Annotated in this window: 24 protein-coding genes; all 24 read left to right on the top strand. The window is 46.8% G+C overall.

Annotated features, from left to right (window positions below):
- Window positions 1–276: 276 nt before the first annotated feature.
- Window positions 277–1,032 (top strand): amino acid ABC transporter substrate-binding protein, encoded by a 756-nt coding sequence (locus tag INR79_RS18140; protein ID WP_223095442.1) that lies wholly within the window; start codon window positions 277–279, stop codon window positions 1,030–1,032.
- A 91-nt stretch (window positions 1,033–1,123) separates the two neighbouring features.
- Window positions 1,124–1,795, top strand: a complete 672-nt coding sequence (locus INR79_RS18135; protein ID WP_004400207.1) for an amino acid ABC transporter permease — start codon at window positions 1,124–1,126, stop codon at window positions 1,793–1,795.
- A complete protein-coding gene (locus INR79_RS18130; protein WP_004400208.1) occupies window positions 1,792–2,529 on the top strand; it encodes an amino acid ABC transporter ATP-binding protein in 738 nt (245 codons plus the stop codon). Before INR79_RS18135 ends, INR79_RS18130 begins: the two co-directional genes overlap by 4 nt.
- Before the next feature lie 220 nt (window positions 2,530–2,749).
- Complete coding sequence (gene rpmH, locus INR79_RS18125; RefSeq protein ID WP_004400210.1) at window positions 2,750–2,887, top strand: 50S ribosomal protein L34; 138 nt, start codon at window positions 2,750–2,752, stop codon at window positions 2,885–2,887.
- 45 nt (window positions 2,888–2,932) lie between these two features.
- Window positions 2,933–3,256 (top strand): ribonuclease P protein component, encoded by a 324-nt coding sequence (rnpA, locus tag INR79_RS18120; protein WP_022591081.1) that lies wholly within the window; start codon window positions 2,933–2,935, stop codon window positions 3,254–3,256.
- Window positions 3,223–3,480: a membrane protein insertion efficiency factor YidD gene (gene yidD / locus INR79_RS18115; protein ID WP_004400212.1), complete on the top strand. Its 258-nt coding sequence runs from the start codon at window positions 3,223–3,225 to the stop codon at window positions 3,478–3,480. The genes rnpA and yidD overlap by 34 nt, the downstream gene beginning before the upstream one ends.
- 2 nt (window positions 3,481–3,482) lie before the next feature.
- Window positions 3,483–5,111: a membrane protein insertase YidC gene (gene yidC / locus INR79_RS18110; protein WP_004400213.1), complete on the top strand. Its 1,629-nt coding sequence runs from the start codon at window positions 3,483–3,485 to the stop codon at window positions 5,109–5,111.
- 115 nt (window positions 5,112–5,226) lie between these two features.
- Complete coding sequence (gene mnmE / locus INR79_RS18105) at window positions 5,227–6,588, top strand: tRNA uridine-5-carboxymethylaminomethyl(34) synthesis GTPase MnmE (RefSeq protein ID WP_223095439.1); 1,362 nt, start codon at window positions 5,227–5,229, stop codon at window positions 6,586–6,588.
- 296 nt (window positions 6,589–6,884) lie between these two features.
- On the top strand, window positions 6,885–7,397 hold the full coding sequence (locus INR79_RS18100; protein ID WP_004400215.1) for a sigma-70 family RNA polymerase sigma factor: 513 nt from the start codon (window positions 6,885–6,887) through the stop codon (window positions 7,395–7,397).
- Between the two features lies 1 nt (window position 7,398).
- The gene (locus tag INR79_RS18095) at window positions 7,399–8,349 is read left to right on the top strand and encodes a FecR domain-containing protein (RefSeq protein WP_262415362.1); all 951 of its coding nucleotides are present in this window, start codon (window positions 7,399–7,401) and stop codon (window positions 8,347–8,349) included.
- A 223-nt stretch (window positions 8,350–8,572) separates the two neighbouring features.
- Complete coding sequence (locus INR79_RS18090) at window positions 8,573–11,566, top strand: TonB-dependent receptor (RefSeq protein WP_262415361.1); 2,994 nt, start codon at window positions 8,573–8,575, stop codon at window positions 11,564–11,566.
- Between the two features lie 152 nt (window positions 11,567–11,718).
- On the top strand, window positions 11,719–13,113 hold the full coding sequence (locus INR79_RS18085; RefSeq protein ID WP_223095434.1) for a PKD domain-containing protein: 1,395 nt from the start codon (window positions 11,719–11,721) through the stop codon (window positions 13,111–13,113).
- Window positions 13,114–13,171: 58 nt separating this feature from the next.
- Window positions 13,172–14,515, top strand: a complete 1,344-nt coding sequence (locus INR79_RS18080) for a PKD domain-containing protein (RefSeq protein WP_223095432.1) — start codon at window positions 13,172–13,174, stop codon at window positions 14,513–14,515.
- A gap of 194 nt (window positions 14,516–14,709) precedes the next feature.
- Complete coding sequence (locus INR79_RS18075; RefSeq protein WP_223095429.1) at window positions 14,710–15,441, top strand: Slam-dependent surface lipoprotein; 732 nt, start codon at window positions 14,710–14,712, stop codon at window positions 15,439–15,441.
- Window positions 15,442–15,514: 73 nt separating this feature from the next.
- Window positions 15,515–16,981: a surface lipoprotein assembly modifier gene (locus INR79_RS18070; protein WP_223095426.1), complete on the top strand. Its 1,467-nt coding sequence runs from the start codon at window positions 15,515–15,517 to the stop codon at window positions 16,979–16,981.
- A gap of 148 nt (window positions 16,982–17,129) precedes the next feature.
- Window positions 17,130–17,990, top strand: coding sequence for a tonB-system energizer ExbB (gene exbB / locus INR79_RS18065; RefSeq protein WP_223095423.1), 861 nt, complete (start codon window positions 17,130–17,132; stop codon window positions 17,988–17,990).
- 3 nt (window positions 17,991–17,993) lie between these two features.
- Window positions 17,994–18,425 carry a biopolymer transporter ExbD gene (locus INR79_RS18060; RefSeq protein ID WP_223095421.1) on the top strand — a complete coding sequence of 144 codons (432 nt, stop codon included), beginning with the start codon at window positions 17,994–17,996 and terminating at the stop codon, window positions 18,423–18,425.
- Window positions 18,422–19,285, top strand: coding sequence for an energy transducer TonB (locus INR79_RS18055; protein WP_223095420.1), 864 nt, complete (start codon window positions 18,422–18,424; stop codon window positions 19,283–19,285). Before INR79_RS18060 ends, INR79_RS18055 begins: the two co-directional genes overlap by 4 nt.
- A gap of 273 nt (window positions 19,286–19,558) precedes the next feature.
- Complete coding sequence (mioC, locus tag INR79_RS18050; RefSeq protein WP_004400235.1) at window positions 19,559–19,993, top strand: FMN-binding protein MioC; 435 nt, start codon at window positions 19,559–19,561, stop codon at window positions 19,991–19,993.
- A 481-nt stretch (window positions 19,994–20,474) separates the two neighbouring features.
- Window positions 20,475–22,367 carry a tRNA uridine-5-carboxymethylaminomethyl(34) synthesis enzyme MnmG gene (gene mnmG / locus INR79_RS18045; RefSeq protein ID WP_223095418.1) on the top strand — a complete coding sequence of 631 codons (1,893 nt, stop codon included), beginning with the start codon at window positions 20,475–20,477 and terminating at the stop codon, window positions 22,365–22,367.
- Entirely contained in the window at window positions 22,368–23,000 is a 633-nt protein-coding gene (gene rsmG, locus INR79_RS18040; protein ID WP_022552164.1) for a 16S rRNA (guanine(527)-N(7))-methyltransferase RsmG, read from the top strand.
- Window positions 23,001–23,015: 15 nt separating this feature from the next.
- Window positions 23,016–23,789: a ParA family protein gene (locus tag INR79_RS18035; protein ID WP_045966205.1), complete on the top strand. Its 774-nt coding sequence runs from the start codon at window positions 23,016–23,018 to the stop codon at window positions 23,787–23,789.
- Between the two features lie 22 nt (window positions 23,790–23,811).
- Window positions 23,812–24,693: a ParB/RepB/Spo0J family partition protein gene (locus tag INR79_RS18030; protein WP_223095416.1), complete on the top strand. Its 882-nt coding sequence runs from the start codon at window positions 23,812–23,814 to the stop codon at window positions 24,691–24,693.
- A gap of 189 nt (window positions 24,694–24,882) precedes the next feature.
- On the top strand, window positions 24,883–25,272 hold the full coding sequence (locus INR79_RS18025) for a F0F1 ATP synthase subunit I (protein ID WP_223095414.1): 390 nt from the start codon (window positions 24,883–24,885) through the stop codon (window positions 25,270–25,272).
- The last annotated feature ends 8 nt before the right edge of the window (window positions 25,273–25,280 follow it).

The raw sequence follows: 25,280 nt of genomic DNA, 5'->3' as shown, positions 1-25,280 counted from the left end.
TGATCAGATCGCTAGTAAATCATCGCAGATCCAGTGAATAAGATCTAAGTTATTCACAATTTTTTGTCCCTAATTCGAGTGATCCGCACACTTTTCCCCAATATTACCCACATGATCACCCACAAAATGGCGATCAATAGCGGTTTATCCCCAAGATCAAATGTTAACAGGTCGTTTATTTTAAGAAACTTGGTTATGTGTAATAACAACTTGTTATTTTCACTAGTAACAGAACTAACAGTAATATTCCCCTCCATAATAATGAGGAGAAATCGAATGAAATACTGGATTAAGTCCACACTTGCTGCATTAGCCCTAACCGCCTCTTTCGCACAGACCGTTCAAGCCGCGACTGAAGTTAAAGTCGGAATGTCTGGACGTTACTTCCCATTCACGTTTGTTGAAAAAGACGTACTTCAGGGTTTTGAAGTGGATCTATGGGATGAAATCGGCAAGCGTAACGACTACAAAGTAGAATACGTAACTGCTAACTTTTCTGGTTTGTTTGGTTTGCTTGAGACTGGTCGCATCGACACCATCTCTAACCAAATCACCATGACAGACGCACGTAAAGCAAAATACCTGTTTGCAGACCCATATGTAGTAGACGGCGCGCAAATCACTGTTCGTAAAGGCAACAAAGACATCAAAGGTGTTGCAGACCTGGCAGGCAAAACAGTTGCCGTGAACCTGGGTTCGAACTTTGAGCAATTGCTGCGCGACTACGACAAAGACAACAAAATCAACATCAAGACTTACGACACTGGCATCGAGCACGATGTGGCACTGGGTCGTGCGGACGCCTTCATCATGGACCGTCTTTCTGCACTTGAGTTGATCAAGAAAACGGGTCTTCCGCTAGAGCTGGCAGGTCAGCCATTTGAAACCATTCAAAACGCATGGCCGTTCGTTGATAACGAAGCTGGTCGTAAGCTTCAGGCAGAAGTGAATGCTGCACTGAAATCCATGCGTGAAGATGGCACACTAAAAGAAATCTCTGTGAAGTGGTTCGGCGACGACATCACTAAATAATCAGGATTTTCAAACCAAGGATAAAGGTGGACATCGATTCCACCTTTTCTCGTCTCTGCAATACCCGAATTTTTGAAGTACAGGTAATCGTATGGGTTTTGACTTTAATTACATGATGGAACTGATGCCGATACTGTTGAAGTATCTCGGTACCACCATGTCTATGGCCACTTGGGGGCTGCTATTCTCCCTGATTCTGGCAGTAATTCTGGCCAATATTCGCGTATTTCGCGTGCCTGTGCTGGATCAGCTTAGCCAGCTTTACATCAGCTTTTTCCGTGGCACGCCGCTACTGGTGCAACTGTTCCTGCTTTATTACGGTTTACCTCAGGTATTCCCGTTTTTGGTGGGCATCGACGCCTTCAGTGCCGCTGTTATCGGTTTAACTTTACACTTTGCTGCTTACATGGCAGAGAGTATCCGTGCCGCCATTATTGGTATTGATCGCAGCCAGATGGAAGCCAGCCTGTCTGTGGGTATGACGACCACTCAGGCGATGCGCCGTATTATTCTGCCGCAGGCAACCCGTGTGGCACTGCCTTCATTGATGAACTATTTCATCGACATGATTAAGTCGACGTCCCTGGCATTTACTCTGGGCGTGGCAGAAATCATGGCGAAAGCGCAAATGGAAGCGTCATCCAGCTTCCGTTTCTTCGAAGCATTCTTAGCCGTTGCTCTGATTTACTGGGGTGTGGTGGTGATTCTTACCCGAGTTCAGATTTGGGCGGAGTTCAAGCTCAATAAGGCGTACGCACGATGATCAAACTGAATAACATTCATAAGTACTTTGGTGATACTGAGGTTCTGAAAGGCATCGATATCGACATCCAGCAAGGTGAGATTATCGTTATCATTGGATCGAGCGGTACGGGTAAATCCACACTATTGCGCTGTGTGAACTTCCTGGAAGAAGCCAACAAAGGCACCATCAGCATTGACGACATCACCGTCGATAGCGAGAAGCACACCAAAGCGGAAGTATTGGCGCTGCGGCGCAAAACAGGGTTTGTATTCCAGAACTACGCTCTATTTGCACACATGACCGCACGCCAGAACATTGCAGAAGGTTTGATTACCGTTCGCGGCTGGAAGAAAGAACAGGCGCTGGAACGCGCTCAGTCGATTCTGGATGACATAGGGCTGGGTGACAAAGGGGACAGCTACCCTGCCGCGCTTTCTGGTGGACAACAACAGCGTGTGGGCATTGGACGTGCGATGGCACTTCAGCCTGAACTTCTATTGTTCGATGAGCCAACGTCTGCACTGGATCCTGAATGGGTGGGCGAAGTACTGAACTTAATGAAGTCGCTGGCAGCGCAAAAACAGACGATGCTGGTGGTGACACATGAAATGCAATTTGCCAAAGAAGTCGCGGACCGCGTGATCTTCATGGCAGACGGCAATATTGTAGAACAAGGTTCTCCACAGGATATCTTTGGTAATCCACAGGATCCAAGACTACAAAAGTTTCTCAGCCAGGTAGGGATCGATTAAGGATCCTTGAGATTTAACTGACAATCCGTATAATTCGTCGACCGGAATTTTCGTTAGACCAATCATTGACTCTTATAGAGCCAGTGATTACAATTCCGCCTCTTTGTTGAGAGGCGTCGGATTTTGCTCAGGTCACTTAATTAAGAAACTTGAGGAAAGTTAAGTCCCACGCCGGGTTTAACATAAACCTAAAAACTACTGATCAGTAAAGGTAATACAAATGTCTAAACGCACTTTTCAACCTTCAGTTCTGAAGCGTAAGCGTACTCACGGTTTCCGTGCTCGCATGGCGACTAAGAACGGTCGTAAAGTAATTAATGCACGTCGTGCTAAAGGCCGTGCGCGCCTTTCAAAATAATACTCGGTTATTTTGAGCAAGTACGCGTTTCATCGGGAGTTACGCTTGTTAACTCCCGAGCATTATCAACATGTCTTCCAGCAAGCTCACCGAGCTGGCTCACCACATTTCACCATCATTGCCCGAAAGAACTCTCTTTCACATCCTCGCTTAGGCTTAGCTGTCCCTAAAAAGCAGATTAAAACTGCCGTCGGTCGTAACCGTTTCAAACGTCTGGCTAGAGAAAGTTTCCGCCTGTCACAGCATCAGCTTCCCAACAAAGATTTTGTCGTGATTGCGAAGAAAAGCGCCCAAGATTTAAGCAATGAAGAAATGTTTAAACTACTCGACAAGTTATGGCATCGCCTTTCTCGCCCCTCTCGTGGTTAGCCATTGGTCTGATAAAAATCTACCAATGGGTAATTAGTCCGTTAATCGGACCACGGTGTCGTTTTACGCCAACCTGCTCTCAATACGCGATTGAAGCGTTGAAAGCTCACGGTTTTGTAAAAGGGTGTTGGTTATCAGGCAAACGTCTATTAAAATGCCATCCTTTGAGCGATGGGGGATATGACCCCGTTCCACCACACCAAAAACAAGACAGAGATAAATAACGATGGATTCTCAACGTAATATCCTTCTGCTCGCTTTGGCACTGGTTTCTTTCCTGCTGTACCAACAGTGGCAAGTTGAAAAGAATCCAGCGCCTCAACAAAGTGCTGAGCAGGTACAAACTAACGGTACGCTTCCTGCCCCTGACTTTGCAGACCCACTAGCAGATCCGGTTCCTCAATCTGCTACGCCTTCAGCGCAAATCGTGACAGTTAAAACAGACGTTCTGACTCTGTCTATCGACACGTTCGGTGGTGACGTGATTGAAGCTGATCTCAATCAGTACGCGAAAGAATTTGATTCAGCAGACCCATTTGAGCTGTTGAAAAACTCTCAGGGACACACTTTCATCGCGCAAAGTGGTCTTGTTGGTCCTCAGGGTGTCGACCTAAGCAGTTCCAGCCGCCCTGTTTACCAAGTGGCATCAGACAGCTTTGAGCTGGCCGATGGTGAAGATGAATTAAGCATTCCAATGACGTTTGAAGCAAACGGCTTGCAGTACGTGAAAACATTTGTGCTTAAGCGCGGTCATTACGACGTTAAAGTGAAATACGACGTCGTGAACAACTCGGGTACCAACGCGACATTCGCGATGTATGCGCATCTTCGTCAAGACCTAATGGACGATGGTGGCAGCATTACCATGCCGACTTACCGTGGTGGTGCTTACTCAACGCAAGACGTGAACTACAAGAAATACAGCTTCGAAGACATGCAAGACCGCAGCCTAGCCATTGAGCTGACAACAGGTCAAGGTTGGGCAGCGATGATCCAGCACTACTTCGCAGCGGCTTGGATCCCAGAGCAACAGCCTGGTACTCGCCTGTATACTCGCGTGATCGGCAACAAAGGCGATATCGGTGTTCGTATTCCTGACATCACGATTGCAAACGGCGCGACAGGCTCAGTTGAATCAACACTTTGGGTTGGTCCTAAGCTGCAAGACGACATGGCAGCAGTTGCACCACACCTAGATTTGGTAGTGGACTACGGCTGGCTATGGTTTATCGCGAAGCCACTTCACTGGCTGCTGTCTGCTATTCAGGGCGTGGTTGTGAACTGGGGTCTGGCGATCATGGTTCTGACGTTCATAGTTCGTGGTGCGATGTACCCACTGACGAAAGCACAGTACACCTCAATGGCTAAAATGCGTATGTTGCAGCCAAAACTGCAAGCAATGCGTGAGCGTATTGGCGACGACCGCCAGCGCATGAGCCAGGAGATGATGGAACTGTACAAGAAAGAGAAAGTAAACCCGCTGGGCGGCTGTCTACCTATCCTTCTTCAGATGCCTATCTTCATCGCACTTTACTGGGCGCTAATGGAATCGGTTGAGCTTCGTCACTCTCCATTCTTTGGTTGGATCACTGACCTGTCAGCACAGGACCCATACTACATCCTGCCAGTACTGATGGGTGCAAGTATGTTCATGATCCAGAAGATGAGCCCATCTACCATCACGGACCCAATGCAGCAGAAAATCATGAACCTGATGCCTATCATGTTCACTTTCTTCTTCCTGTGGTTCCCATCTGGTCTGGTTCTGTACTGGCTAGTTTCCAACGTAGTGACTGTGATTCAACAATCTCTGATTTACCGCGCTTTGGAAAAGAAAGGCTTACACTCTAAGTAAGCAATCGAAATGAAAGAAAGGCGACCTTTTGGTCGCCTTTTTTAATTTCTGTTATTACAATTGCGCACAAAGTTTTCACTCAGTAAATGGGGCTTAGCCCTTTTCAGGATTCGTCATGACAACCGATACCATCGTCGCTCAAGCTACCGCCCCCGGACGAGGCGGAGTAGGTATTATTCGAGTTTCCGGTCCTCTGGCTTCGAAAGTCGCAGAAGAGGTGACGGGTAAGTCGCTAAAACCGCGCTACGCTGAGTACCTGCCATTTACGGACCAAAATGGTCTGGAGCTGGATCAGGGAATCGCACTCTACTTCCCTAACCCACATTCATTTACGGGTGAAGACGTACTGGAGCTGCAAGGGCATGGTGGCCCGGTGGTGATGGACATGCTGATTAAGCGAATCCTTACCATTTCAGGTGTACGCCCTGCTCGCCCAGGTGAATTCTCTGAGCGCGCGTTTTTGAACGACAAAATGGACTTAACGCAGGCCGAAGCCATTGCCGACTTAATTGATGCCAGCTCCGAAGAAGCGGCGAAGTCTGCCCTTCAGTCTCTCCAAGGTCAGTTCTCTAAGCGTATCAACACGCTGGTGGAATCATTGATTCACCTAAGAATCTATGTCGAAGCCGCGATCGATTTTCCCGAAGAAGAAATCGACTTTCTGGCAGACGGCAAAGTCGCTGCCGATTTGCAAACCATCATTGATAACCTGGCTGCAGTGCGTCAGGAAGCCAACCAGGGTGCGATCATGCGCGAAGGCATGAAAGTAGTGATTGCCGGTCGCCCTAATGCGGGGAAATCCAGCCTGCTGAATGCCCTGTCAGGCAAAGAAAGCGCCATTGTGACAGACATTGCGGGCACCACCCGTGATGTACTTCGTGAACACATTCATATCGATGGCATGCCTCTGCACATCATAGATACAGCTGGTTTGCGTGATGCTTCAGATGAAGTAGAAAAAATTGGTATTGAACGTGCGTGGGAAGAGATTGAGCAAGCCGACCGCGTCTTGTTTATGGTGGATGGCACAACAACCGAAGCAACGGATCCTCGTGATATCTGGCCAGACTTTGTTGATCGCTTACCAAGTAACATCGGTATGACGGTGATCCGCAACAAAGCGGATCAAACAGGAGAAGATCTGGGTATCTGTCATGTGAACACGCCAACACTGATCCGCCTTTCAGCGAAAACCGGTGAAGGTATTGATGCCCTGCGTAATCACTTAAAAGAGATCATGGGTTTCTCGGGGAATCAGGAAGGCGGCTTTATGGCACGCCGCCGTCACCTGGATGCACTGGAACGCGCAGCCGAACACCTCAATATTGGTCAACAACAGTTGGAAGGTTACATGGCTGGCGAAATCCTTGCTGAAGAGCTGCGTATTACCCAACAGCATCTCAATGAAATTACTGGTGAGTTCAGCTCAGATGACTTACTGGGGCGCATTTTCTCCTCTTTCTGCATCGGAAAATAGCCTTTTTATATTCAACTACCCTCATTTCAATCAATCTGAAATGAGGGTAAATACCTGCCAAAATACCGTATAATGAAGCGATATGTTGCTAAAAGTCCTTAAGTCTGATTTTCAACAGATTATGGAATCAATTACACTGCCGCATCTCTCATTTACATCAATTAATCCTTTTTCCATTACGATTAGCTATAGATCTACAGCCAGATTCTGATATATTTCGTTGCCTACTATTAATATAAATGATAACCATTATCATTTATATTAAGCGCAAATCTAGGCGAAAGGAGTAACAGGCGATGGTGGCATTAGACCCAGCTAACATGCAACGCATTGATAATATGTATCAAGAGCACCGCAGCTGGCTCTCGGTATATGTGCAGCGTCGTCTGGGCTGCCCGGAAGTCACTGCCGATTTAGTTCAGGATACCTATCTACGCCTCCTTACCAAAGGCACACTTCCCGAGCAAAAGGACTCTCGTCGCTACCTGACCACCATTGCCAAAGGGCTGGTGATCGACCTCTATCGTCGTCGACGCATCGAAACTGCCTACCTGGAATTACTGGAAAATGAACCAGAAGAAGTGACGGCTTCTCCGGAATCTCATGCCTTAGTAGTAGAAGCATTAGTTGAAATAGACACCCTACTGCACAAACTTCCTCACAAAGCGCGTCAGGCGTTGTTAATGAGACAGCTGGAAGGAAAGAGCTACAAGCAGATTGCCGAGGAACTGGGAGTGTCTGTTTCCTCTGTTGAAAAATACGTAGCAAAGGCGCTTCAGGGCTGTATGTTAGCCATGCTTGAGGCGTAACATGAGTATCGAACGTATTTCTCGAGAATCCATAGAACAGGCATCATTATGGATGGCAAGGCTATGGGCGGACGACGTCACTGAGCAGGATAAAAAAGCATTCAACACCTGGCGCAGTGCCCATCCTGACAACGAATTTGCCTGGCAACAACTCGAAACTCTGCAAAAGAAATTCGCCGCAGTCCCTAATCCAGGGTTATCAGGTAAAGTCCTCAACCGAGATCGTCGCGGCATCACACGTCGTCAGGCACTGATCTGGGCAGGCATCTCATTTGGTACTTTGGGCCTGATGATGGCTGGTCGCTCAGACACTCCTTCAGGAGCTGAATACGCAACAGCAACCGGTGAAATCCGCTCTCTCACCTTGTCTGATGGCACAGAAATGATCATGAACACGGCGACGCGTGTTTATGTGGATTTCAACCAGTCAGAACGTATGCTACATCTGGTTCAGGGTGAAATAATGATCACCAGCGCTCATCACCTAACCCCATTTATGGTCACAACAGGTCAGGGTAATGTAGTACCAATCGGGACACGCTTTACTGTCCAGCAGCAAGACAACAAAACCAAAGTCAGTGTATACGAGGGTGAAGTGGCGGTGTATCCAAAGCAGAGCTTTGAATCAACGCACCTTCTGGCAGGTGAAAACGTAGCGTTCAGTGCAGAATACACTGAAAGCAAACACGCCAATGCCACCAGCAATGCCCTGTGGCTAAATCAGAAAATCCTCGCTCAGGCGACTCCGCTGCCAGAATTTATCAACGATCTTGCCCGCTATCGCCGTGGTGTTGTCAACGTTGATCCGTCCCTCAGCCATTTAAAATTGACGGGGGTTTTCTCCACCAAAGACACAGATAAAACTCTGCACAATATCAGCCAGGTTCTTCCTATCGAAGTTCATTACCGAACCCCTCTTTGGGTCAGCATTAAAGCCAAAGACGATAACTGAGATCCAGTTCGGTCATTTAGAGCCAATAACCATTACGGATTTTGAATTCTCACTCGGTGTAGAGGTTAGTGAGCAATTCAAAGAAAAGGATAGCAAGGTGTTACTCCTGCCCAGGCTTTCACGTCAAGCCTTATCAATTAGAATAAAACTCGGGCTTTCAGCCCTGCTATTTCCAGCATTAGCCTGGCCTTCGACCCAGAATTTTGACATTCCAGCGGGGCGATTGGATCAAGTTCTCAGCCAACTTGCCATCGAAGCAGACATTGAGTTCACACTGAATGCCTCGCTGTCTCAAGATATCTACAGCCCCGGAATTGAAGGACAGTTTGATGCAGCAGAAGCTTTGATGCTTATACTGGAGAATACAGGATTGATTGCTGAGCCGCAGGAAGACGGCAGCTATATTCTGACTCCCCTCAACAGTGCTATGACGCTGGACGCCATTCAGGTACGTACTCATTTCGATGATGAGATCGCCCGAGATGAAACAGGCGAATTAGATATTTATGACGCTGACACATCCACCGCCTACATCAGCAAAGAAGAAATTGAACGCTTCAAAGGCGCCAGCGGTGCAGATTTATTCACCGGAATGGCAAATACCTTCAGCGGTGAAGCTCGTAATGGCGGCAGCAGTATCGACGCCAACATTCGGGGTGTTCAGGGACCAGGACGAGTTCCGGTTGTGATTGACGGCACAGAGCAGGGCATATCGGCTTACAGCGGTTACCGCGGTGCGTCAAACCGTAATTATATTGACCCAAACTTAATTGGAGGCATGAAGGTACACAAAGGTGCTCAAATTAACTCTGACGTAAATACATCTGTAGGCGGCGCTGTGGAAGTGACCACGCTTTCACCGCAAGACATCATAGAGGAAGGTGAAACGTTCGGCATGGAGTTTGTGGTGGAAAGTAGCAGTAACTCTGTAGCACCTAACAAAGCTCGATTACATACAGGAAAACATTGGCAAGATGTTCCTATCTACAATGAGCTGGGTGGCGTACCGTTATACCAAGATCCAGAAGTCCGCTTTCAAACCCGCGACAACAAGAACGACAATCCACTCACAGGGGAAGACATCGCATTTCGATTAGCCATGTCAGGCATTTCAGATAACTTTGAATGGCTTGGAGCATACGCTTACCGAAAGCGAGGTAACTATTACTCTGGCACTCAAAAAGCTGACTTCTATCAACAACCATACAATGGGGATGAACCCGGAACCAATTTAGGACGTGTCCCATTTCTTCAGCCTGAACACGTCGCACTTAACCATCTTCCCGGACACGAAGTCTCGAATACTTCATCAGAAATGCAGTCTTACCTCATCAAGACAACCTATAAATTTTCTGATTTTCAGAAGATTCAATTCAATGCTCGCTACACAGAGAGCATTCACGGTGAGATTCTGGCCAGCCGATCTGACTTTAGAACAAAAGACGGAATGCCACAGTGGCCTCTGGCGAAAGTCAAAATTCAAGCGTACAGCCTGAAATACAGAACCAATCCTGAAAACCCGTATATAGACCTGAGCACCAACTTGTGGACAACGATGTCAGATTCACAAACCAATACAGGTTACGGCTTCCCCAACTTCGCTCACTTTCAGCCCAATAACCCCGACATCATCATCAATACTGCCACAGTGTTCAATAAAGAACGTCGTATTGGATTTAATTTCAAGAACAAAATGTTATTGGCCGACAACTGGGATTTGACTCTTTCGGGAAACTACCAAGATCACAAACTGGTTCCCAAGGAAGATCTGCAGTATCTAATTGATTTCTACGGTGGCGCGGTTCGTTCTGGTGAGCGAGAAGAATACACAGGAGCCGCTAAGTTGGAATGGAGAGCCTCTGATTCTTGGATATTTAATGCGGGGTTACGATATGGGAAATACAAAGCGGAAGATCATTACATCAAAAACAGAGTTAACGCGGGAGACAAAGAATCACTAAGAGAATACAAAACGCAAGGCTACCGCCTGACCTATCAAACCAAAGAACTCTATGAACCTGAAGAAATAGCTCAGAGAGTAGCAAATGCAGAGCATGAAGTTCGTACGAGCTTTACTCGTGAAGGGATAAATCGTGAAATTATTCGATTACAGAACCTAATTAATTTGTTTCCAAATAAAGCTTCAGAGTATCAAGCACGCCTCAATGAGGCGCAGCAGCAACTTGCACAGTTTGATGCCATTCTCACTCAAAAAATCAATGAAGCCGTCTCGGCGGCACGAAGTGATACCTCTTACATAGTTGAGCATTCGCAAAACTGGGCAATAGACGATAATAATAAGCTGAATCTGTCTGACAACATTTGCGCACAAGCAATGAATAAGCCTAATTATGTTCACGGCAGTTGCAAACTCTCTCGCTTAGCAGATGTGCCAGCCTACAATGAGAACTATAAAAACAGTGGCAGTGGGTGGATGCCTTCACTTACTGCGACCTGGCTTATCAGCGATGACAAACGAGCTTATGCTCGATATGCAGAAACACTTCGCTTTCCCAGTCTGTTTGAAAGCACCAGTGGCTTCTCAGCAACTCCGACAGCTTCGGCGCCACTCAAGCCAGAACAAGCTCGTCTGTTCGAGATCGGTTATATCCAGTACTTTGATAACGCCAATACTAAGATCGCGTACTTTGATCAGCAGATAAATGATGTCATGGACAGAGATCGTCGAGATATGGCGTTTTCAAATCTTGAATATCAGCGCACCAGCGGTATTGAACTACAAGCCGCGTATGACAATGAATTCTACTTTGGAGAATTGTCTGCTGCTTACAATTTTCGAAATGAGGTATGTGACAATAACTCCGCCGCTCAGGAATTTGTGGTTGCAATTACAGAAAAACAAACACCCAAAACCAATTCTTGTGCAAGGGGGGGATTCTCGCAGGTCAGCTATCTGTCTGCTCATGCCGCACCAGAATACTCTGCCAGTCTCTTATTGGGTTCCAGGTTCCTCAACCAGACGCTTGAGGCGGGAGTGCGTAGCAACTACCAATCTGGTAGCCATGAAAATGAAGTCATCAACCGCAACAAGACCCTCACTTTTGATGCATACATGAAGTATGAAATATCGAAAGGGCTGGATGCAGAGCTCGTCGGAACTAACCTGCTCGATCTGTATTATCTGGAACCGGGCTCGGTCTCGGGGATGCCAGCACCGGGCCGTACGATCAGTCTCAAACTAAGAGGCAAATTCTGATCAACGTCGTATTGATTCACTTTTCTCTATTTTCGAAAGAAAAAAATTACGGTTTTCGCCAAGTGGCTCGGTGTAAGGGTTGAAACCTTTATTTCAACTTGTCAGTAAGTACCTATATAACGCTTACGCCAAGATTTACTCAGGACGATAAAATGAATTCCACAATAAAATGGACACTACTGTCACTCTCTATTCCCGCTTTGATTGCTTGTGGTGGAGGATCAAGTTCATCAGACGACGTGACAACACCAACTATTGAGCCTAAGCCAACATTGTTTGCAGCCACTAATCAAGGTGAAAATGCGAAAGTAAACTCCAGAATTCGCCTTGATGGTTCAAGCAGTTATGATTTGGAAGGCAGCGCTCTGACCTACAACTGGGTTATCACATCCAAGCCTACTGGCAGCAGCGCAACACTCAGCAAATCCGATTCTATCTCTCCAACTTTTGACCCTGACGTTGCAGGCACCTATGTTGTCGAACTCACTGTCAGCAATGGTTCAAAAACCAGTAAAGCTTCATCAGTTACATTTGAAGTATCTGCAGACGCAGACAATGCCGCACCTAACGTACACCCAGTACCAAGTATTAATGCTGTCGCAGATTCCGCAATTGAGCTGAGTGCAAATGCTAAAGACGCCGACGCTAAAGACCAGCTAACCTACGCCTGGACAGTCACAAAACAGCCGACCGATGCTACCCCTGTCCTCACAAATGAAACAACAGAAAAAGCGTCATTTACAGGTAATATCAACGGTGATTATCAGGTTCAGGTGGAAGTATCTGACGGTACTGAGACTGTCACTAAAACCATCGACGTGAAAGTCGTAAATGGAAATGTTGCACCAGTTGCCAATGCGTTTGCTTTTACTACGCCAGCAGAAAACACCTCGGCGCCAGTTAACCTTTCCAACTCCGCAACCTTTGAAATAGGTGGCGAAGCGATACTGGATGCCTCACAAAGTTTTGACGCTAATGCGTCGGACACGCTGGAATATCAGTGGGCAGTAGTATCTAAACCGAGCGGCAGTAGTGCAGGTTTAAGTGAAAACACAGCTGCAAAGCCAACGTTTATCCCCGATGTCGTCGGTGAGTATACATTCTCGCTGACAGTTAACGATGGTCAGGAAAGCAGTTCAAAAGACTTTGTGCGAGTGTCTGCTACAGAGTCTGGTACCAGCCAGATCAAGCTATTCGATAAAGATGGAAATGAGCTAAATATGCCATTCAAACTAGAAGAGCTGAAAAACATCGATTTGAATGGAGCAACTCCAGAATACGTTGATATCGCTTCATATCGATTTGAAGCCACTGGTGCCGACTTTAAACTCATTGATGTTAATGCGTTTAATGTTTTGTCTCCATCATCAACCCCGTTAATTGAAGGAGTTAAAAAATTCCAAACTATTCACGCGGGCGATTACATTGACGTACATTTCAAAGCTAAACCGACCAATGGTGTAATGCACATGGTTTCATTTAACGTAACATTCAGTCTGGACCCGGAAGTTCTGGTATCGACTGGATACATGTTAACCACAAATTGATAACCAGAAGGTGCGGAATCCGCACCTTTCTTTCTCGTTCAATGATGGAATAAAAAGAATGAAAAACATCTACCTGAGCTTTGTCTCTACTTTGGCTATTTTGGTGACTGGCTGCAACGGTGGAGAGACAAAATCTGTTGACAGCACGAATACCAATCGTACACCAGTAGCCATTGCAGGAATTAACCAACAAGTAAAGGTAGGTGATTTAGTCACATTGGATGGAACAAAAAGCGTCGACAGAGACAACGACGCACTTTCTTTTCAATGGTCACTGGTAGAGAAACCTGAAAACAGCACTGCTCTTTTAAATACACCTAACTCAACCAGACCCGCTTTCACTGCCGATCAAGCTGGCAATTACTTGATCGATCTTGTGGTCAACGATGGACAGATTGATAGCCGTAAAAACCAAGTTAAGGTTGTGGCGGTTTCTCAAAATGAAAATTCAGCCCCAACACTAAGCCTCACCCCGGGACAGCGTACAAATTTAAGATTCCCCGCTCACATCGATAGTGGTGCCAATGATATCGATAACGATGAGTTATTTTTTTCATGGGAAGTCACAGAAAAACCTGAAGATAGCAATCCAACATTGATCGACTACGGTAGTCGTTCTCAGTTAAATGCGGACATAGAAGGTAATTACACAGTAAAAGTCACCGTCTCCGATGGGTTGGAAGTAATTTCTTCTACATCAACTTTCTATTTTTTCTATGAGAACGTTGCTCCATTGGCTTACTTTGAGCGCCCCTACTACACCTTCGTAGGACATCAGGTCCAAATAGACGGTTCAGTCAGTAGCGACGGAAATGGTGAGCCTTTATCGTATCAATGGACGCTATTGTCTAAACCAGATAGCAGTCAGGCTGTTTTTAATGATCCTAACGCATCTAAACCCCATTTTGTCGCCGACGTGGCTGGCACCTACCAATATTCATTAATGGTCAACGATGGGCAATTAAACAGCGATCCTCCGTATACCGGAACAACGATTGCGCTCACTCCTTCAGATCCACAACTTCGTATCTATGAGCACCCGAACTCACAACCAGAAAACATGCCATACAAAAAAGCCTTTACTGTGGATAAGCGTGGTAGCCAAGACGCACTTCATGTATTAGGTCGCTATACTCTGACTGCCGTTGGAGCCGATGTCAGTATTCAAGATATCTATGCCAAAGACGCCAATGAGATCATCAAGCCGTATTTTGTAGGACTGGAAGAGACTAAACTGGTTACCCTGACTAGAGGACAGAGCCTATCCTTTGATCTGGTAGCCCCTTCAACCAATGGTCAACAGACAAATCTTGAGTTTCAATTTCACTGGGGTATCAATGGACCCGGAAAGTTTACTACTGTTGAACTTTTTAGAAGCGAATATGATTTCATCAGTAATTAGTAACTGACCATGTTTTCTCAAGCCAGCCCTATAAGAGGCTGGCTTTTTTGTTTTTTTTTAATCAATTCAGTTACGGGTTTCGATTTTTCATCCGGTAAGGATAGTAAGACAACACAGAAGCTCTGTCGTGCGCACCAGAAGCTTCTTGGTTGTTTAATTAAGCAATATTTCATCCCCATTTAAAGGAAGATAAAATGAAACCAGTTCAACTTTCATGGATCGCAGCGGCAATGCTTGGTCTTAGCACAATGGCAAATGCAGGCTTTGATGGCGCAAGCAGCGATGATACCGTTCGTCAGGTTGGTGTATCTGAAGTTTATGTGCCATTTTTCCACCAAAAAGGCAAAGCGGGTATTGGTAAAGCTGGCGGGAAACGCGTAGATTTCGAAAGCCTAGCAAATCGTGCGTCAGGAATTTTCGGTACTACTCGTGATGGCATTCATACATCTGGTAACTACCACTTCAGCAATACGCATTACAACTTTGCTCAAGCTGCAAACCAAGACGTATGGTTCGGTGAGTGGTACGAAGGTTCTCAAGACTCAGGCTTTAACAATCGCGTCGTTTACTATGTTGGTGATAACACAGGTACAACTGTACCAACAACAGGTACAGCAACTTACAGTGTAGCTGGCGTAAACAAATTCAACGGTTCGAACAAACTTAGCGGTACTTTTACAGCTAACTTTGGCACTCAAAAACTAACTGGTTCTATTAACAACGCCTCTCTGACTGTTGGTGTAAACGCAAACATCAATGCTTCTACTGCTGCATTTAACGGTACAGCGACAGCAACAACTGGTGGTGCGTCTACTAACGGTACGTCTCAAGGTCATTTCTTTGGTGCGAACGCATCTGCTCTGGCAGGTATCGCGACCTTCACGAACAGTGATCTAGACACGGCATTTGGCGGCAGCAAAAACTAATTGCTGAGCCTCCCCTATACAGAAGCAGCCCACGCTGCTTCTGTTTTTCTTTCTTTACCATTTGGTTATTCCCTTGCTTAAATCCCTTTTAACTCTTTCACCTATAGCGCTTGCGTTTCTATTCAGTGCACATACATTAGCCGATCAAGACAAAAATCAGCGTCTGCAACAACGGGACGCCCTTTCTGCGCTGGAAAAAGAGCAGGAACTGTTGAAAGAAGAGCGGGAAAAAGAAGCTGCTTTAACTGTAGATGGTGTCACCTATGAAGTGAGCGACACATTAGATGAGCTCGGTCCTGCCCTGCATATCGCGGTAAAAACAAGGCAATGGGAACAAGCTCAGGGGTTTCTGACTCGCTATAAAGCGCTGGAAGGATACGATCCCTTGCTGGTGCGCTACGCTCAGGGTGCGCTTTTCAGAGTTGAGGGAAAATTCGCAGAATCGGAAGAAGAATATCAGTCTCTTCTTTCTCTTGCTCCGGAATTCCTGCCAGCCAAGCTAGAGCTGGCTAGGGTACAGTTTGAAAACCAAAAAAACCGAGATTCTCTGAATCTGTTCCGAGAGATCAAAAACAACATTCCACAGGATAACCCAAGAGCAGCAGGTGTTATCCGGACCATTGATACGTTCAGCGAAGCGCTCGAAGTCCGTGATAGCTGGCAAGGGGCTTTTAGTTTTGGCCCTTCTTACAGTGACAACCTGAATCGCACCTCGGAAAGCTCGGTATGCCTGGCAACGCTACCTAACGGGCAATGTTGGATAAGTCAGACGACACCCGACAAAGAATCCGGCTTTGGGATGGATTATGACGCCAGTTTAAACAAACGCTTCTCCCTGTCCGGGCACCACGGCGTCAAATTTAACGCATTGGCGTATGGATTGCTGAATGACGGCAAGAAAAAGTTCAACCAACACACCCTGATTACCGGGCTCAGTTACAGCTATCAAAGCGCCAAGTTTCAGTTTTCTATCGGTCCGCAAGCCGAATACAACAACTCTGGCGATCGCACGCTTTACGTCTCTCCCGGATTAAAACTGGATGGCTTTTACAGCATCAACAACAAAAGCGCCGCGAAAGTAGAACTGAAAGCCGAATATCAGGATTACAAAGATCCGGATCTAGACCACAACAGCGACTGGCTATGGACAGCTTCTGGCACTTACTGGTATCAGTTACCCGAAAGATGGCTGGTGTTTGGCGGCATCGACTGGAACAAAAAGCAAAGTGAAGTAGAACTCTTTGCTTATCAGTCCCTAGGAGGGCGGCTGGGTGTCAACCGCGCCTTCTTTGACGGATGGGACGTCAGCGTATTTTCGTCGGTTAAGAAGCGGAAACACGATGGGTTCAACAAAATTCTCGATGGAAAAAGAGAAGACAAAGAACAGAATCACACTCTGCTGATCAACGCGAAACCGCTGGAATTTTTGGGGCTAACCCCCACGTTTACCTGGCAATACCAAAAAGTCGACAGCACATTGGATGCGATATACAGCTACAGCCAAAATGAATACAGCGTTAAACTAGAGAAACGCTTTTAATACAATCTAATTAATTGAATTAATGGATAAAATTATTTTTATCCATTTTTTTGTCTTTTCTTTTACGGGTTTTAACCTCTCATTCGGTATCTCTAAGAGGACATAGATGACAAGCGCCTTTAGAGCGCCAAGACTAAGAGCATACCCGATGAGCAATAACTCGTACCTGACCCTGTTAATTCTATTACTGACACTGCTGTCGCCACTGTCTTTTGCCACAGAAGAAGCCCCGAGCAACACCAGTAATACTCTTCTCTCAGATACCCAACTGGTGCCTCCCACCAACCCTCTGAATGCGCATGATTTGTCTCCGATGGGGATGTATCACGCAGCAGACTGGGTGGTCAAAGCGGTCATGATCAGCCTGGTGATTGCCTCGGTGTTGACCTGGGCAGTGCTGATAACCAAACAAATTCAGCTCACGAGAGCGTCGCGAAAAGCCACAAAACAACTTAATGCACTTACCAAATCTGACAACCTGACAGAAGCAGAAACTCTGTGCTCCGATCTCGATGGTCCAGGTACCCTGCTATTGTCCGCTACACAATACGAGCTCACCTTATCCTCCCGCGGGAAAAGCAGTGAAGACGGAATCAAAGAACGGGTTCAGCTCAGGCTGGAGCGCGTTAATATCGGTCTTGGCAGCCAGATGACAGCGGGAACGGGGATCTTAGCAACTGTTGGTTCTGTTGGCCCTTTTGTTGGTCTGTTTGGCACCGTATGGGGCATCATGAACTCCTTCATTGGTATCGCTAAGTCCCAGAGTACCAGCCTGGCTGTGGTAGCCCCCGGTATTGCTGAAGCTCTGCTCGCTACCGCGATTGGCTTGATTGCCGCCATTCCAGCGGTGATGATTTACAACCATTTTACTCGTCAGATCGGTCGTTATAAAAACCAGCTGTCCGATTTGTCTGTGGCGATCATGGTACTGGTCAGCCGGGATCTGGATCGTAACCTTATTCAGACTGAGCCTTCCGATACTGGTACTCAGCTAAAAGAAGTGGGTTAAGTTATGGGGTTTAAAACTCAGCAAAACGGTGATGAAATGGTGGAAAACCATGACATCAACGTCACACCTTTTGTCGATGTTATGCTGGTGCTTCTGATCATCGTGATGGTGGCGGCGCCACTGGCAACAGTGAATGTCCCCGTTGATTTGCCATCGTCATCAGCCGAAGCAAGTCCCCTACCCGACAACCCACTCTATCTGACCATTCAGGAAGATCTGACCGTTACCATAGGAGAGGATATTGAGATTTCTGTTGAACGGCTCACCAGTGAGCTGGAAATGCGTTTTCCGGATAAAACTCAGCGTCTTTATCTAAGAGCAGACAAGAACCTGATATACCAGGATCTTCTGAACGTAATGAATCAACTGGTGGCGGGTGGATATAGCCAAATAGCGCTGGTGGGACTCGAACAACCAAGTCAGGATCCACAATGAGTGCACTGGCGGGATCTTCACACTCTGAACCACACACTACCCGATGGCTGATTGGCGGGGTTATCGCAAGCGTACTGCTGCATTTATCCGTTGCAGTCGCCTATTTATGGACGCCAAGTTTCGATTTTACGCCGGCACCGTCCGCATCACCCATTGCGGTTTCTCTTGTCGCCCCGCTTGCGGCGCCTTCTAAAATAACCTCTGATACACAAGAATCCGTGGCTGTCGAAGCCTCAAAGCCAGAAGCTACACCTCAGGTTGAACAGCAACAACCCGAAATCACTTCGCCAGTGACAGCACAAGAATCAGAGGAAAACCCTGAACTTCAAAAGCACCATCAGGTCCCCCAAAAGCCTAAACCAAAAATAAAGCCTGTTGAGACCAGGAAAAAGCCTGAGGAAAAACCAAAGCCAAAAGAGCAGAAACCTACACAGGAAGTGAAAACAGAAATAGAGAAGAAAGAAGAAGCCGTACAACCTCAAGAAGCTTCTGCGCCTCAGTCTGTCGCTGCAAAGAATCAATCCACAGCACCTTCGGCCCCAAGGCTGGGGAAAACCAGCGAACATGAAAGAGCGGCAAAACAACAATGGCAGCAGCTTCTTCACGCTCATCTGGAAAAAGAAAAGCGCTACCCAAGAAAAGCGAAAAGGCTACGCAAACAAGGGATGCCCGTAATTCGCTTCACCATGAACAGAGAAGGTCAGGTTCTGGACGTAGAGCTGGTCAGAAGTTCCGGTACAGACTCTCTAGATAAAGAAGCCATGGATCTGGTATATCGAGCCCAGCCTTTGATCAAGCCTCCTCAGTCGGTACTGGGGCAGCAGATCTCGCTGACCGTGCCGATCCGTTTTTCGTTTTAATATCCGATCCTACTCTCTGACAGAAGTAGGATCCCTTCATTAAAAACGTAATGATCGCCACAAAAATGCTTTAACCCCACAGAATGTCACCTGTTTATCCACAATTGATTCCTATACCATTAGGCACATCCATTCACAATACGATCAAAGATATCCAAACGAAGCGGTTGTGAATTCAGCGACAAATTGTGCCTGACTCTACGATTGGGCACGGATACATTTTGCTATTCATTATTTAAACGGGAAAGCCCCCAAACCATAAAGGATACGTCCATGATCCACATAATGACAGGCAGCACCCTTGGCGGTGCCGAGTATGTTGGCGACCATCTCAGTGATTTGCTGCAAGAAAAAGGATTGGAAACAACGATCCACAACGAGCCAAAACTGGAAGACATTCCGGCAGAAGGCACCTGGCTACTGATCACCTCTACCCATGGTGCAGGCGAATATCCAGAAAACATTCAGCCTTTCATCGAAGCACTACAGAATACACCACCAAAGATGGCTGGCGTAAACTACGCAGTTGTTGCTATTGGCGACTCGAGCTACGACACATTTTGCGCTGCGGGTAAACATGCCCACGCCCTGTTAGAAGACATTGGTGCCACACCGCTTACCGATTGCCTGACCATCAACATTCTGGAAACACCAGTGCCGGAAGACGCGGCTGAAGAGTGGCTGCTGCAACACATCGAAAAGTTTTAAAATCAGGGGGTGGCATCGCCACCCCCTCTCTATTTAACCGAGTTCAACCTTGGTTTCATCCAATGTGAATAACTTTCTCACCTCTCCCTGAGTTCAACCGCTCATAATTTAACCTAACCATCTGTGGATAAACTATGATCTATCCCGTTATTAACCTATAGTTATCCAAAGAATAAGATCTAAGTCGATTTCCCCCTGTGCATAACCATCAATTTTGATCCCAGGCAATCCTCGATCTGATCAACACTAGATCACAAGAAACGATCCCTCTAAAAAGCATGATCTTGTTGATCATTTTAGACTTATCCACAAGATCGTGTTTCCTTAATAGTAGATCTAATAAAAGATCTATATAAAGATCTTATATATATTTATCCATCGGGATCGATCCAAAATCGTTTCTCTCCTTGACCTAAAGAGGGTAGAATGTCGCTCCTTTTAACTAAGCACTCTAAACTCATTGAATACCTGAGGTCGGTTCATGCTTTATCACGAAACTTTTGACGTCATTGTTGTTGGTGGCGGACATGCAGGAACGGAAGCCGCACTCGCATCAGCTCGTACGGGTCAACGCACCCTACTCCTGACCCACAACATTGACACACTCGGTCAAATGTCTTGTAACCCTGCCATTGGTGGGATCGGCAAAGGACACCTCGTCAAAGAGGTGGACGCATTGGGTGGTTTAATGGCGAAAGCCATCGATCATTCAGGCATTCAATTTCGAACACTTAATGCCTCTAAAGGTCCCGCGGTACGAGCCACTCGCGCTCAGGCGGATCGTGCGCTTTACAAAGCGTATGTCCGTCATGCTTTAGAAAATCAACCTAACCTGACTCTTTTCCAGCAATCGGTGGACGACATCATTGTGGAAGGTGATCGAGTCACGGGTGTTGTGACTCAAATGGGGCTCAAATTCCGCGGCAGCGCCGTTGTGTTAACCGTTGGTACCTTCCTTGGAGGTAAGATCCATATTGGAATGGAAAACTTCTCTGGTGGACGCGCAGGCGATCCACCATCGATCGCTCTGGCGGATCGTCTTAGAGAATTGCCTTTCCGAGTGGATCGTCTGAAAACAGGTACGCCACCAAGAATTGATGCCCGCACTGTCGATTTCAGCGCATTAGATGTTCAGCATGGCGACAACCCGACGCCTGTATTTTCTTTTATGGGCGATCGCACTCAGCATCCTGCTCAGATACCTTGTTACATCACCCACACTAACGAGAAAACGCACGACGTGATCCGAGATAATCTGGATCGAAGTCCTATGTATGCCGGGGTGATTGAAGGCATCGGTCCTCGCTACTGTCCGTCCATTGAAGACAAAGTGATGCGCTTTGCGGACAAAAACAGCCATCAGATTTTCATTGAGCCAGAAGGGCTAACCACCCATGAACTCTACCCGAATGGCATCTCCACCAGCTTGCCGTTTGACGTGCAGGTTGACATTGTTCATTCAATGAAAGGCTTTGAAAACGCTCATATTGTGCGTCCAGGTTATGCTATTGAGTACGATTTCTTTGATCCACGCGATCTGAAACCTAACTACGAAACCAAATTTATCTCTGGTCTGTTCTTTGCTGGTCAAATTAACGGCACAACAGGCTATGAAGAAGCGGCAGCACAAGGTTTGATGGCAGGTTTAAATGCAAGCCTGCAAACTCAGGGCAAAGAGGGCTGGAGCCCTCGCCGTGACGAAGCGTATGTCGGCGTTTTGATCGATGATTTATCGACCATGGGCACCAAAGAGCCGTACCGCATGTTTACCTCTCGCGCAGAATACCGATTGCTGCTGCGAGAAGACAATGCCGATCTTCGCCTGACCGAAAAAGGTCGTGAACTTGGGTTGGTGGACGACGCTCGCTGGGCGCGTTTCAACCAGAAGATCGAAAATATGGAGCAGGAGCGCCAACGTCTGAAAGAGACCTGGATGAATCCAAAATCGACGGGTGTGGATGAACTGAACGCGATCCTTAAGACGCCAATGTCTCGTGAGGCTAGTGGTGAGGATCTGCTGCGCCGACCTGAAATGAATTATGATCTGCTGACCAAGCTTGACGCGTTCTCTCCTGCACTGGAAGATGCTGAAGCGGCAGAGCAGGTGGAAATTCAGGTTAAGTACGAAGGGTATATCCAGCGTCAGAAAGACGAGATAGAAAAATCCCTGCGCCATGAACACACTGAGATTCCAGTGGATCTGGATTATTCCGCAGTGAAAGGTCTGTCCAACGAAGTGATGGCGAAACTGACCGACACCAAACCGCTGACCATAGGTATCGCATCACGCATCTCCGGAATTACGCCAGCGGCAATTTCGATTCTGCTGGTTCACCTGAAAAAGCAAGGCATGTTGAAAAAAGGAGCAGCCTAAGTGACAGAGCTTCGACAAAAACTGGATAGCCTGCTGGCTCAGACCGATCTGGATGTTTCCGATCATCAGCGCGATCAACTGGTTGGCTATGTGGCTCTGCTGCATAAGTGGAACAAAGCGTACAATCTGACCTCTGTGCGCGACCCGATGGAAATGCTGGTGAAACATATCCTCGATAGCATCGTAGTGAGTACTCACCTTGAGGGTGAGAGATTTATCGATGTCGGAACAGGACCGGGTTTACCTGGTATTCCGCTGGCAATCATGAATCCCGATAAGTCGTTCACTCTGCTTGATAGCCTTGGCAAACGCATCCGTTTTATCAAACAAGTGCTTCATGAACTGAATATCGAAAACGTTAATGCCGTTCAAAGCCGAGTGGAAGAATTTGACCCGGAAAATGGCTTTGATGGAGTGTTAAGTCGTGCGTTCGCTTCGATTTTAGACATGGTAGAGTGGTGCCAACATTTACCAAAAGCAGATTCCGGCGTATTTTTAGCACTGAAAGGGGTAAAACCCGAATCAGAGCTTGCTCAGCTACCGGACTGGTGTTCTGTGATAGACATCAAATCTTTGGCAGTTCCAGAGCTGGAAGGTGAGCGACATCTTGTAATCTTATCGCGCAAGGGATAATAGCGAGGTCATTCCGTGGGAAGAATCATTTCAATTGCCAACCAGAAAGGTGGTGTGGGCAAAACCACAACGTGTATAAATTTGGCTGCATCAATGGCAGCAACAAAACGCAAAGTACTGGTAATTGATCTTGATCCTCAAGGCAATGCAACCATGGCAAGTGGCGTCGACAAATACAATGTCGAAGCCACGGCTTTTGATCTTCTGGTGGAAGACACCCCGTTCGAACACGTGGTTACGCGTACCACATCAGGTGGCTACGATTTGATTGCCGCCAATGGTGATGTGACCGCCGCAGAAATCAAGCTCATGGAAGTGTTCGCCCGAGAAGTCCGTTTGAAAAACGCGCTTGCGTCAGTTCGTGACAACTATGATTTCATCTTTATCGATTGTCCCCCTTCGCTAAACCTCCTTACAATCAATGCGATGGCTGCCTCTGATTCGGTATTAGTCCCTATGCAGTGTGAATATTTTGCCCTTGAAGGCTTAACTGCACTCATGGATACCATCAGCAAGCTGGCTGCAGTCGTGAATGAAAACTTAAAAATTGAAGGTTTGCTTCGAACTATGTATGACCCTCGCAATCGATTGTCCAACGAGGTGTCGGATCAGCTAAAAACGCATTTTGGCGACAAAGTGTACCGAACGGTGATCCCACGAAACGTTCGATTGGCCGAGGCGCCAAGTCATGGTAAACCTGCAATGTATTACGACAAGTATTCCGCTGGGGCTAAGGCGTATTTAGCGTTGGCTGGCGAGATGCTGCGTCGTGAAGAAATGCCTGCATAGCTCAATTTAGAAGGAAAGCATCATGTCCAAACGCGGCTTAGGAAAAGGCCTCGATGCGTTGCTTGCGACCAGCTCTATGGCGCGAGAAAAGCAACAGACAATCAGCCACAGCCAGTCTCTGTCCTCTGAAGGGGATTTGAGAGACCTTCCTGTGTCGCAATTGCAGGCAGGCGTGTACCAACCTCGTAAGGACATGGAACCTGAAGCGCTGAGCGAGCTCGCGGCATCGATTAAATCGCAGGGCATCATTCAGCCTATCGTTGTGCGTCAGGTTGGAGAGCAGCAGTTCGAAATTATCGCCGGTGAACGTCGCTGGCGAGCGGCCAAACAGGCAGGGCTGAAACAGGTTCCTTGCCTAGTGAAAAAAGTGCAGGATCGCGCTGCGGTTGCTATGGCGCTGATTGAAAACATTCAGCGTGAAGATTTAAACGCCATTGAAGAAGCACAGGCTCTCGAGCGTCTACAGGATGAATTTGAGCTGACGCATCAACAGGTTGCGGATGTGATAGGCAAATCTCGCACAACCGTTTCTAACCTGCTTCGCCTGAATCAACTGAGCGTTGATGTGAAGCGTTTGGTGCAAACCAATAAGTTGGAAATGGGTCATGCCCGTGCCCTGTTGGCCGTCGAAGAAGATGAGCAGCCAGGCATTGCTGAAACAGTGATCGCCAAGAAACTTAACGTGCGTCAGACAGAGCAGTTAGTAAAAAAACATCTCTCACCACAGGTTGAGAGCAAAAAAGCGAAAACTGACCCTGAAACGCAAGCTTTATCGGAAAGATTGAGCGAAAAACTGGGCTCTCAAGTGTCGATTGTCCGTTCTTCGAACGGCAAAGCAAAACTGACAATAAGTATTGATGAACCTCACAAATTGGAGCAACTCGTTGCAATATTAGAGGCTTAAGTGAGATAATTGATGTAGGTCAATTATTAAAAAATGTTTTTTTGTTCGAAAGTTGTCGGTTTGTAAACAAAAATGTAAGTTTTTGCTGCGTTTTAATTGCATTCAAAGCGACTGACCGTATAATTTTCGGCAATTTCTATTCGCTCGCGATTATGGAGTGATGCGGGTGTTTATGAGAGGTACGAATACATGGTAGCTGCGATAGCCAGACCAGGACGAGAGCTTGCAAAGCAATTGTTATTGATCGAGGTTGGCGCGGTTATGTTTGTGGCAGCTGGAATGGCAGTTGTTGTGAATGTTGAATGGGGAATATCAGCGCTGATAGGTGGGAGCATCTTTGTAGTTGCCAACGCCGTTTTCGCAGTATGTGCATTCTTGTTTGTCGGGGCGCGAGCAGCTAAGTTTGTCGCCGCTTCTTTCTATACAGGTGAAGCCCTCAAAATTCTCATCACAGTAGCCCTGTTTTCAGTCGCCTACATGTATATGCAGGTGGAACTTGTTCCCCTGAAACTAACCTATTTGCTGGTTTTAGGGATAAATATCTTTGCTCCAGCGCTATTCATTAACAACAAAAAATAGGATGAGTT

Origin of the sequence: Vibrio sp. SCSIO 43132 (assembly GCF_019904195.1) — a bacterium.
GTDB lineage: Bacteria > Pseudomonadota > Gammaproteobacteria > Enterobacterales > Vibrionaceae > Vibrio > Vibrio nigripulchritudo.
The sequence above is the reverse complement of the archived record's forward strand: the minus strand, read 5'-3'. Positions and strand labels throughout refer to the sequence as shown.

What these genes read in the sequence shown, in the direction of transcription:
- INR79_RS18140 (WP_223095442.1), top strand. Translation starts at nt 277, where the DNA reads ATGAAATACTGGATTAAGTCCACACTTGCTGCATTAGCCCTAACCGCC.
- INR79_RS18135 (WP_004400207.1), top strand. Translation starts at nt 1,124, where the DNA reads ATGGGTTTTGACTTTAATTACATGATGGAACTGATGCCGATACTGTTG.
- INR79_RS18130 (WP_004400208.1), top strand. Translation starts at nt 1,792, where the DNA reads ATGATCAAACTGAATAACATTCATAAGTACTTTGGTGATACTGAGGTT.
- rpmH (WP_004400210.1), top strand. Translation starts at nt 2,750, where the DNA reads ATGTCTAAACGCACTTTTCAACCTTCAGTTCTGAAGCGTAAGCGTACT.
- yidD (WP_004400212.1), top strand. Translation starts at nt 3,223, where the DNA reads ATGGCATCGCCTTTCTCGCCCCTCTCGTGGTTAGCCATTGGTCTGATA.
- yidC (WP_004400213.1), top strand. Translation starts at nt 3,483, where the DNA reads ATGGATTCTCAACGTAATATCCTTCTGCTCGCTTTGGCACTGGTTTCT.
- mnmE (WP_223095439.1), top strand. Translation starts at nt 5,227, where the DNA reads ATGACAACCGATACCATCGTCGCTCAAGCTACCGCCCCCGGACGAGGC.
- INR79_RS18100 (WP_004400215.1), top strand. Translation starts at nt 6,885, where the DNA reads ATGGTGGCATTAGACCCAGCTAACATGCAACGCATTGATAATATGTAT.
- INR79_RS18095 (WP_262415362.1), top strand. Translation starts at nt 7,399, where the DNA reads ATGAGTATCGAACGTATTTCTCGAGAATCCATAGAACAGGCATCATTA.
- INR79_RS18085 (WP_223095434.1), top strand. Translation starts at nt 11,719, where the DNA reads ATGAATTCCACAATAAAATGGACACTACTGTCACTCTCTATTCCCGCT.
- INR79_RS18080 (WP_223095432.1), top strand. Translation starts at nt 13,172, where the DNA reads ATGAAAAACATCTACCTGAGCTTTGTCTCTACTTTGGCTATTTTGGTG.
- INR79_RS18075 (WP_223095429.1), top strand. Translation starts at nt 14,710, where the DNA reads ATGAAACCAGTTCAACTTTCATGGATCGCAGCGGCAATGCTTGGTCTT.
- exbB (WP_223095423.1), top strand. Translation starts at nt 17,130, where the DNA reads ATGAGCAATAACTCGTACCTGACCCTGTTAATTCTATTACTGACACTG.
- INR79_RS18060 (WP_223095421.1), top strand. Translation starts at nt 17,994, where the DNA reads ATGGGGTTTAAAACTCAGCAAAACGGTGATGAAATGGTGGAAAACCAT.
- INR79_RS18055 (WP_223095420.1), top strand. Translation starts at nt 18,422, where the DNA reads ATGAGTGCACTGGCGGGATCTTCACACTCTGAACCACACACTACCCGA.
- mioC (WP_004400235.1), top strand. Translation starts at nt 19,559, where the DNA reads ATGATCCACATAATGACAGGCAGCACCCTTGGCGGTGCCGAGTATGTT.
- mnmG (WP_223095418.1), top strand. Translation starts at nt 20,475, where the DNA reads ATGCTTTATCACGAAACTTTTGACGTCATTGTTGTTGGTGGCGGACAT.
- INR79_RS18030 (WP_223095416.1), top strand. Translation starts at nt 23,812, where the DNA reads ATGTCCAAACGCGGCTTAGGAAAAGGCCTCGATGCGTTGCTTGCGACC.
- INR79_RS18025 (WP_223095414.1), top strand. Translation starts at nt 24,883, where the DNA reads ATGGTAGCTGCGATAGCCAGACCAGGACGAGAGCTTGCAAAGCAATTG.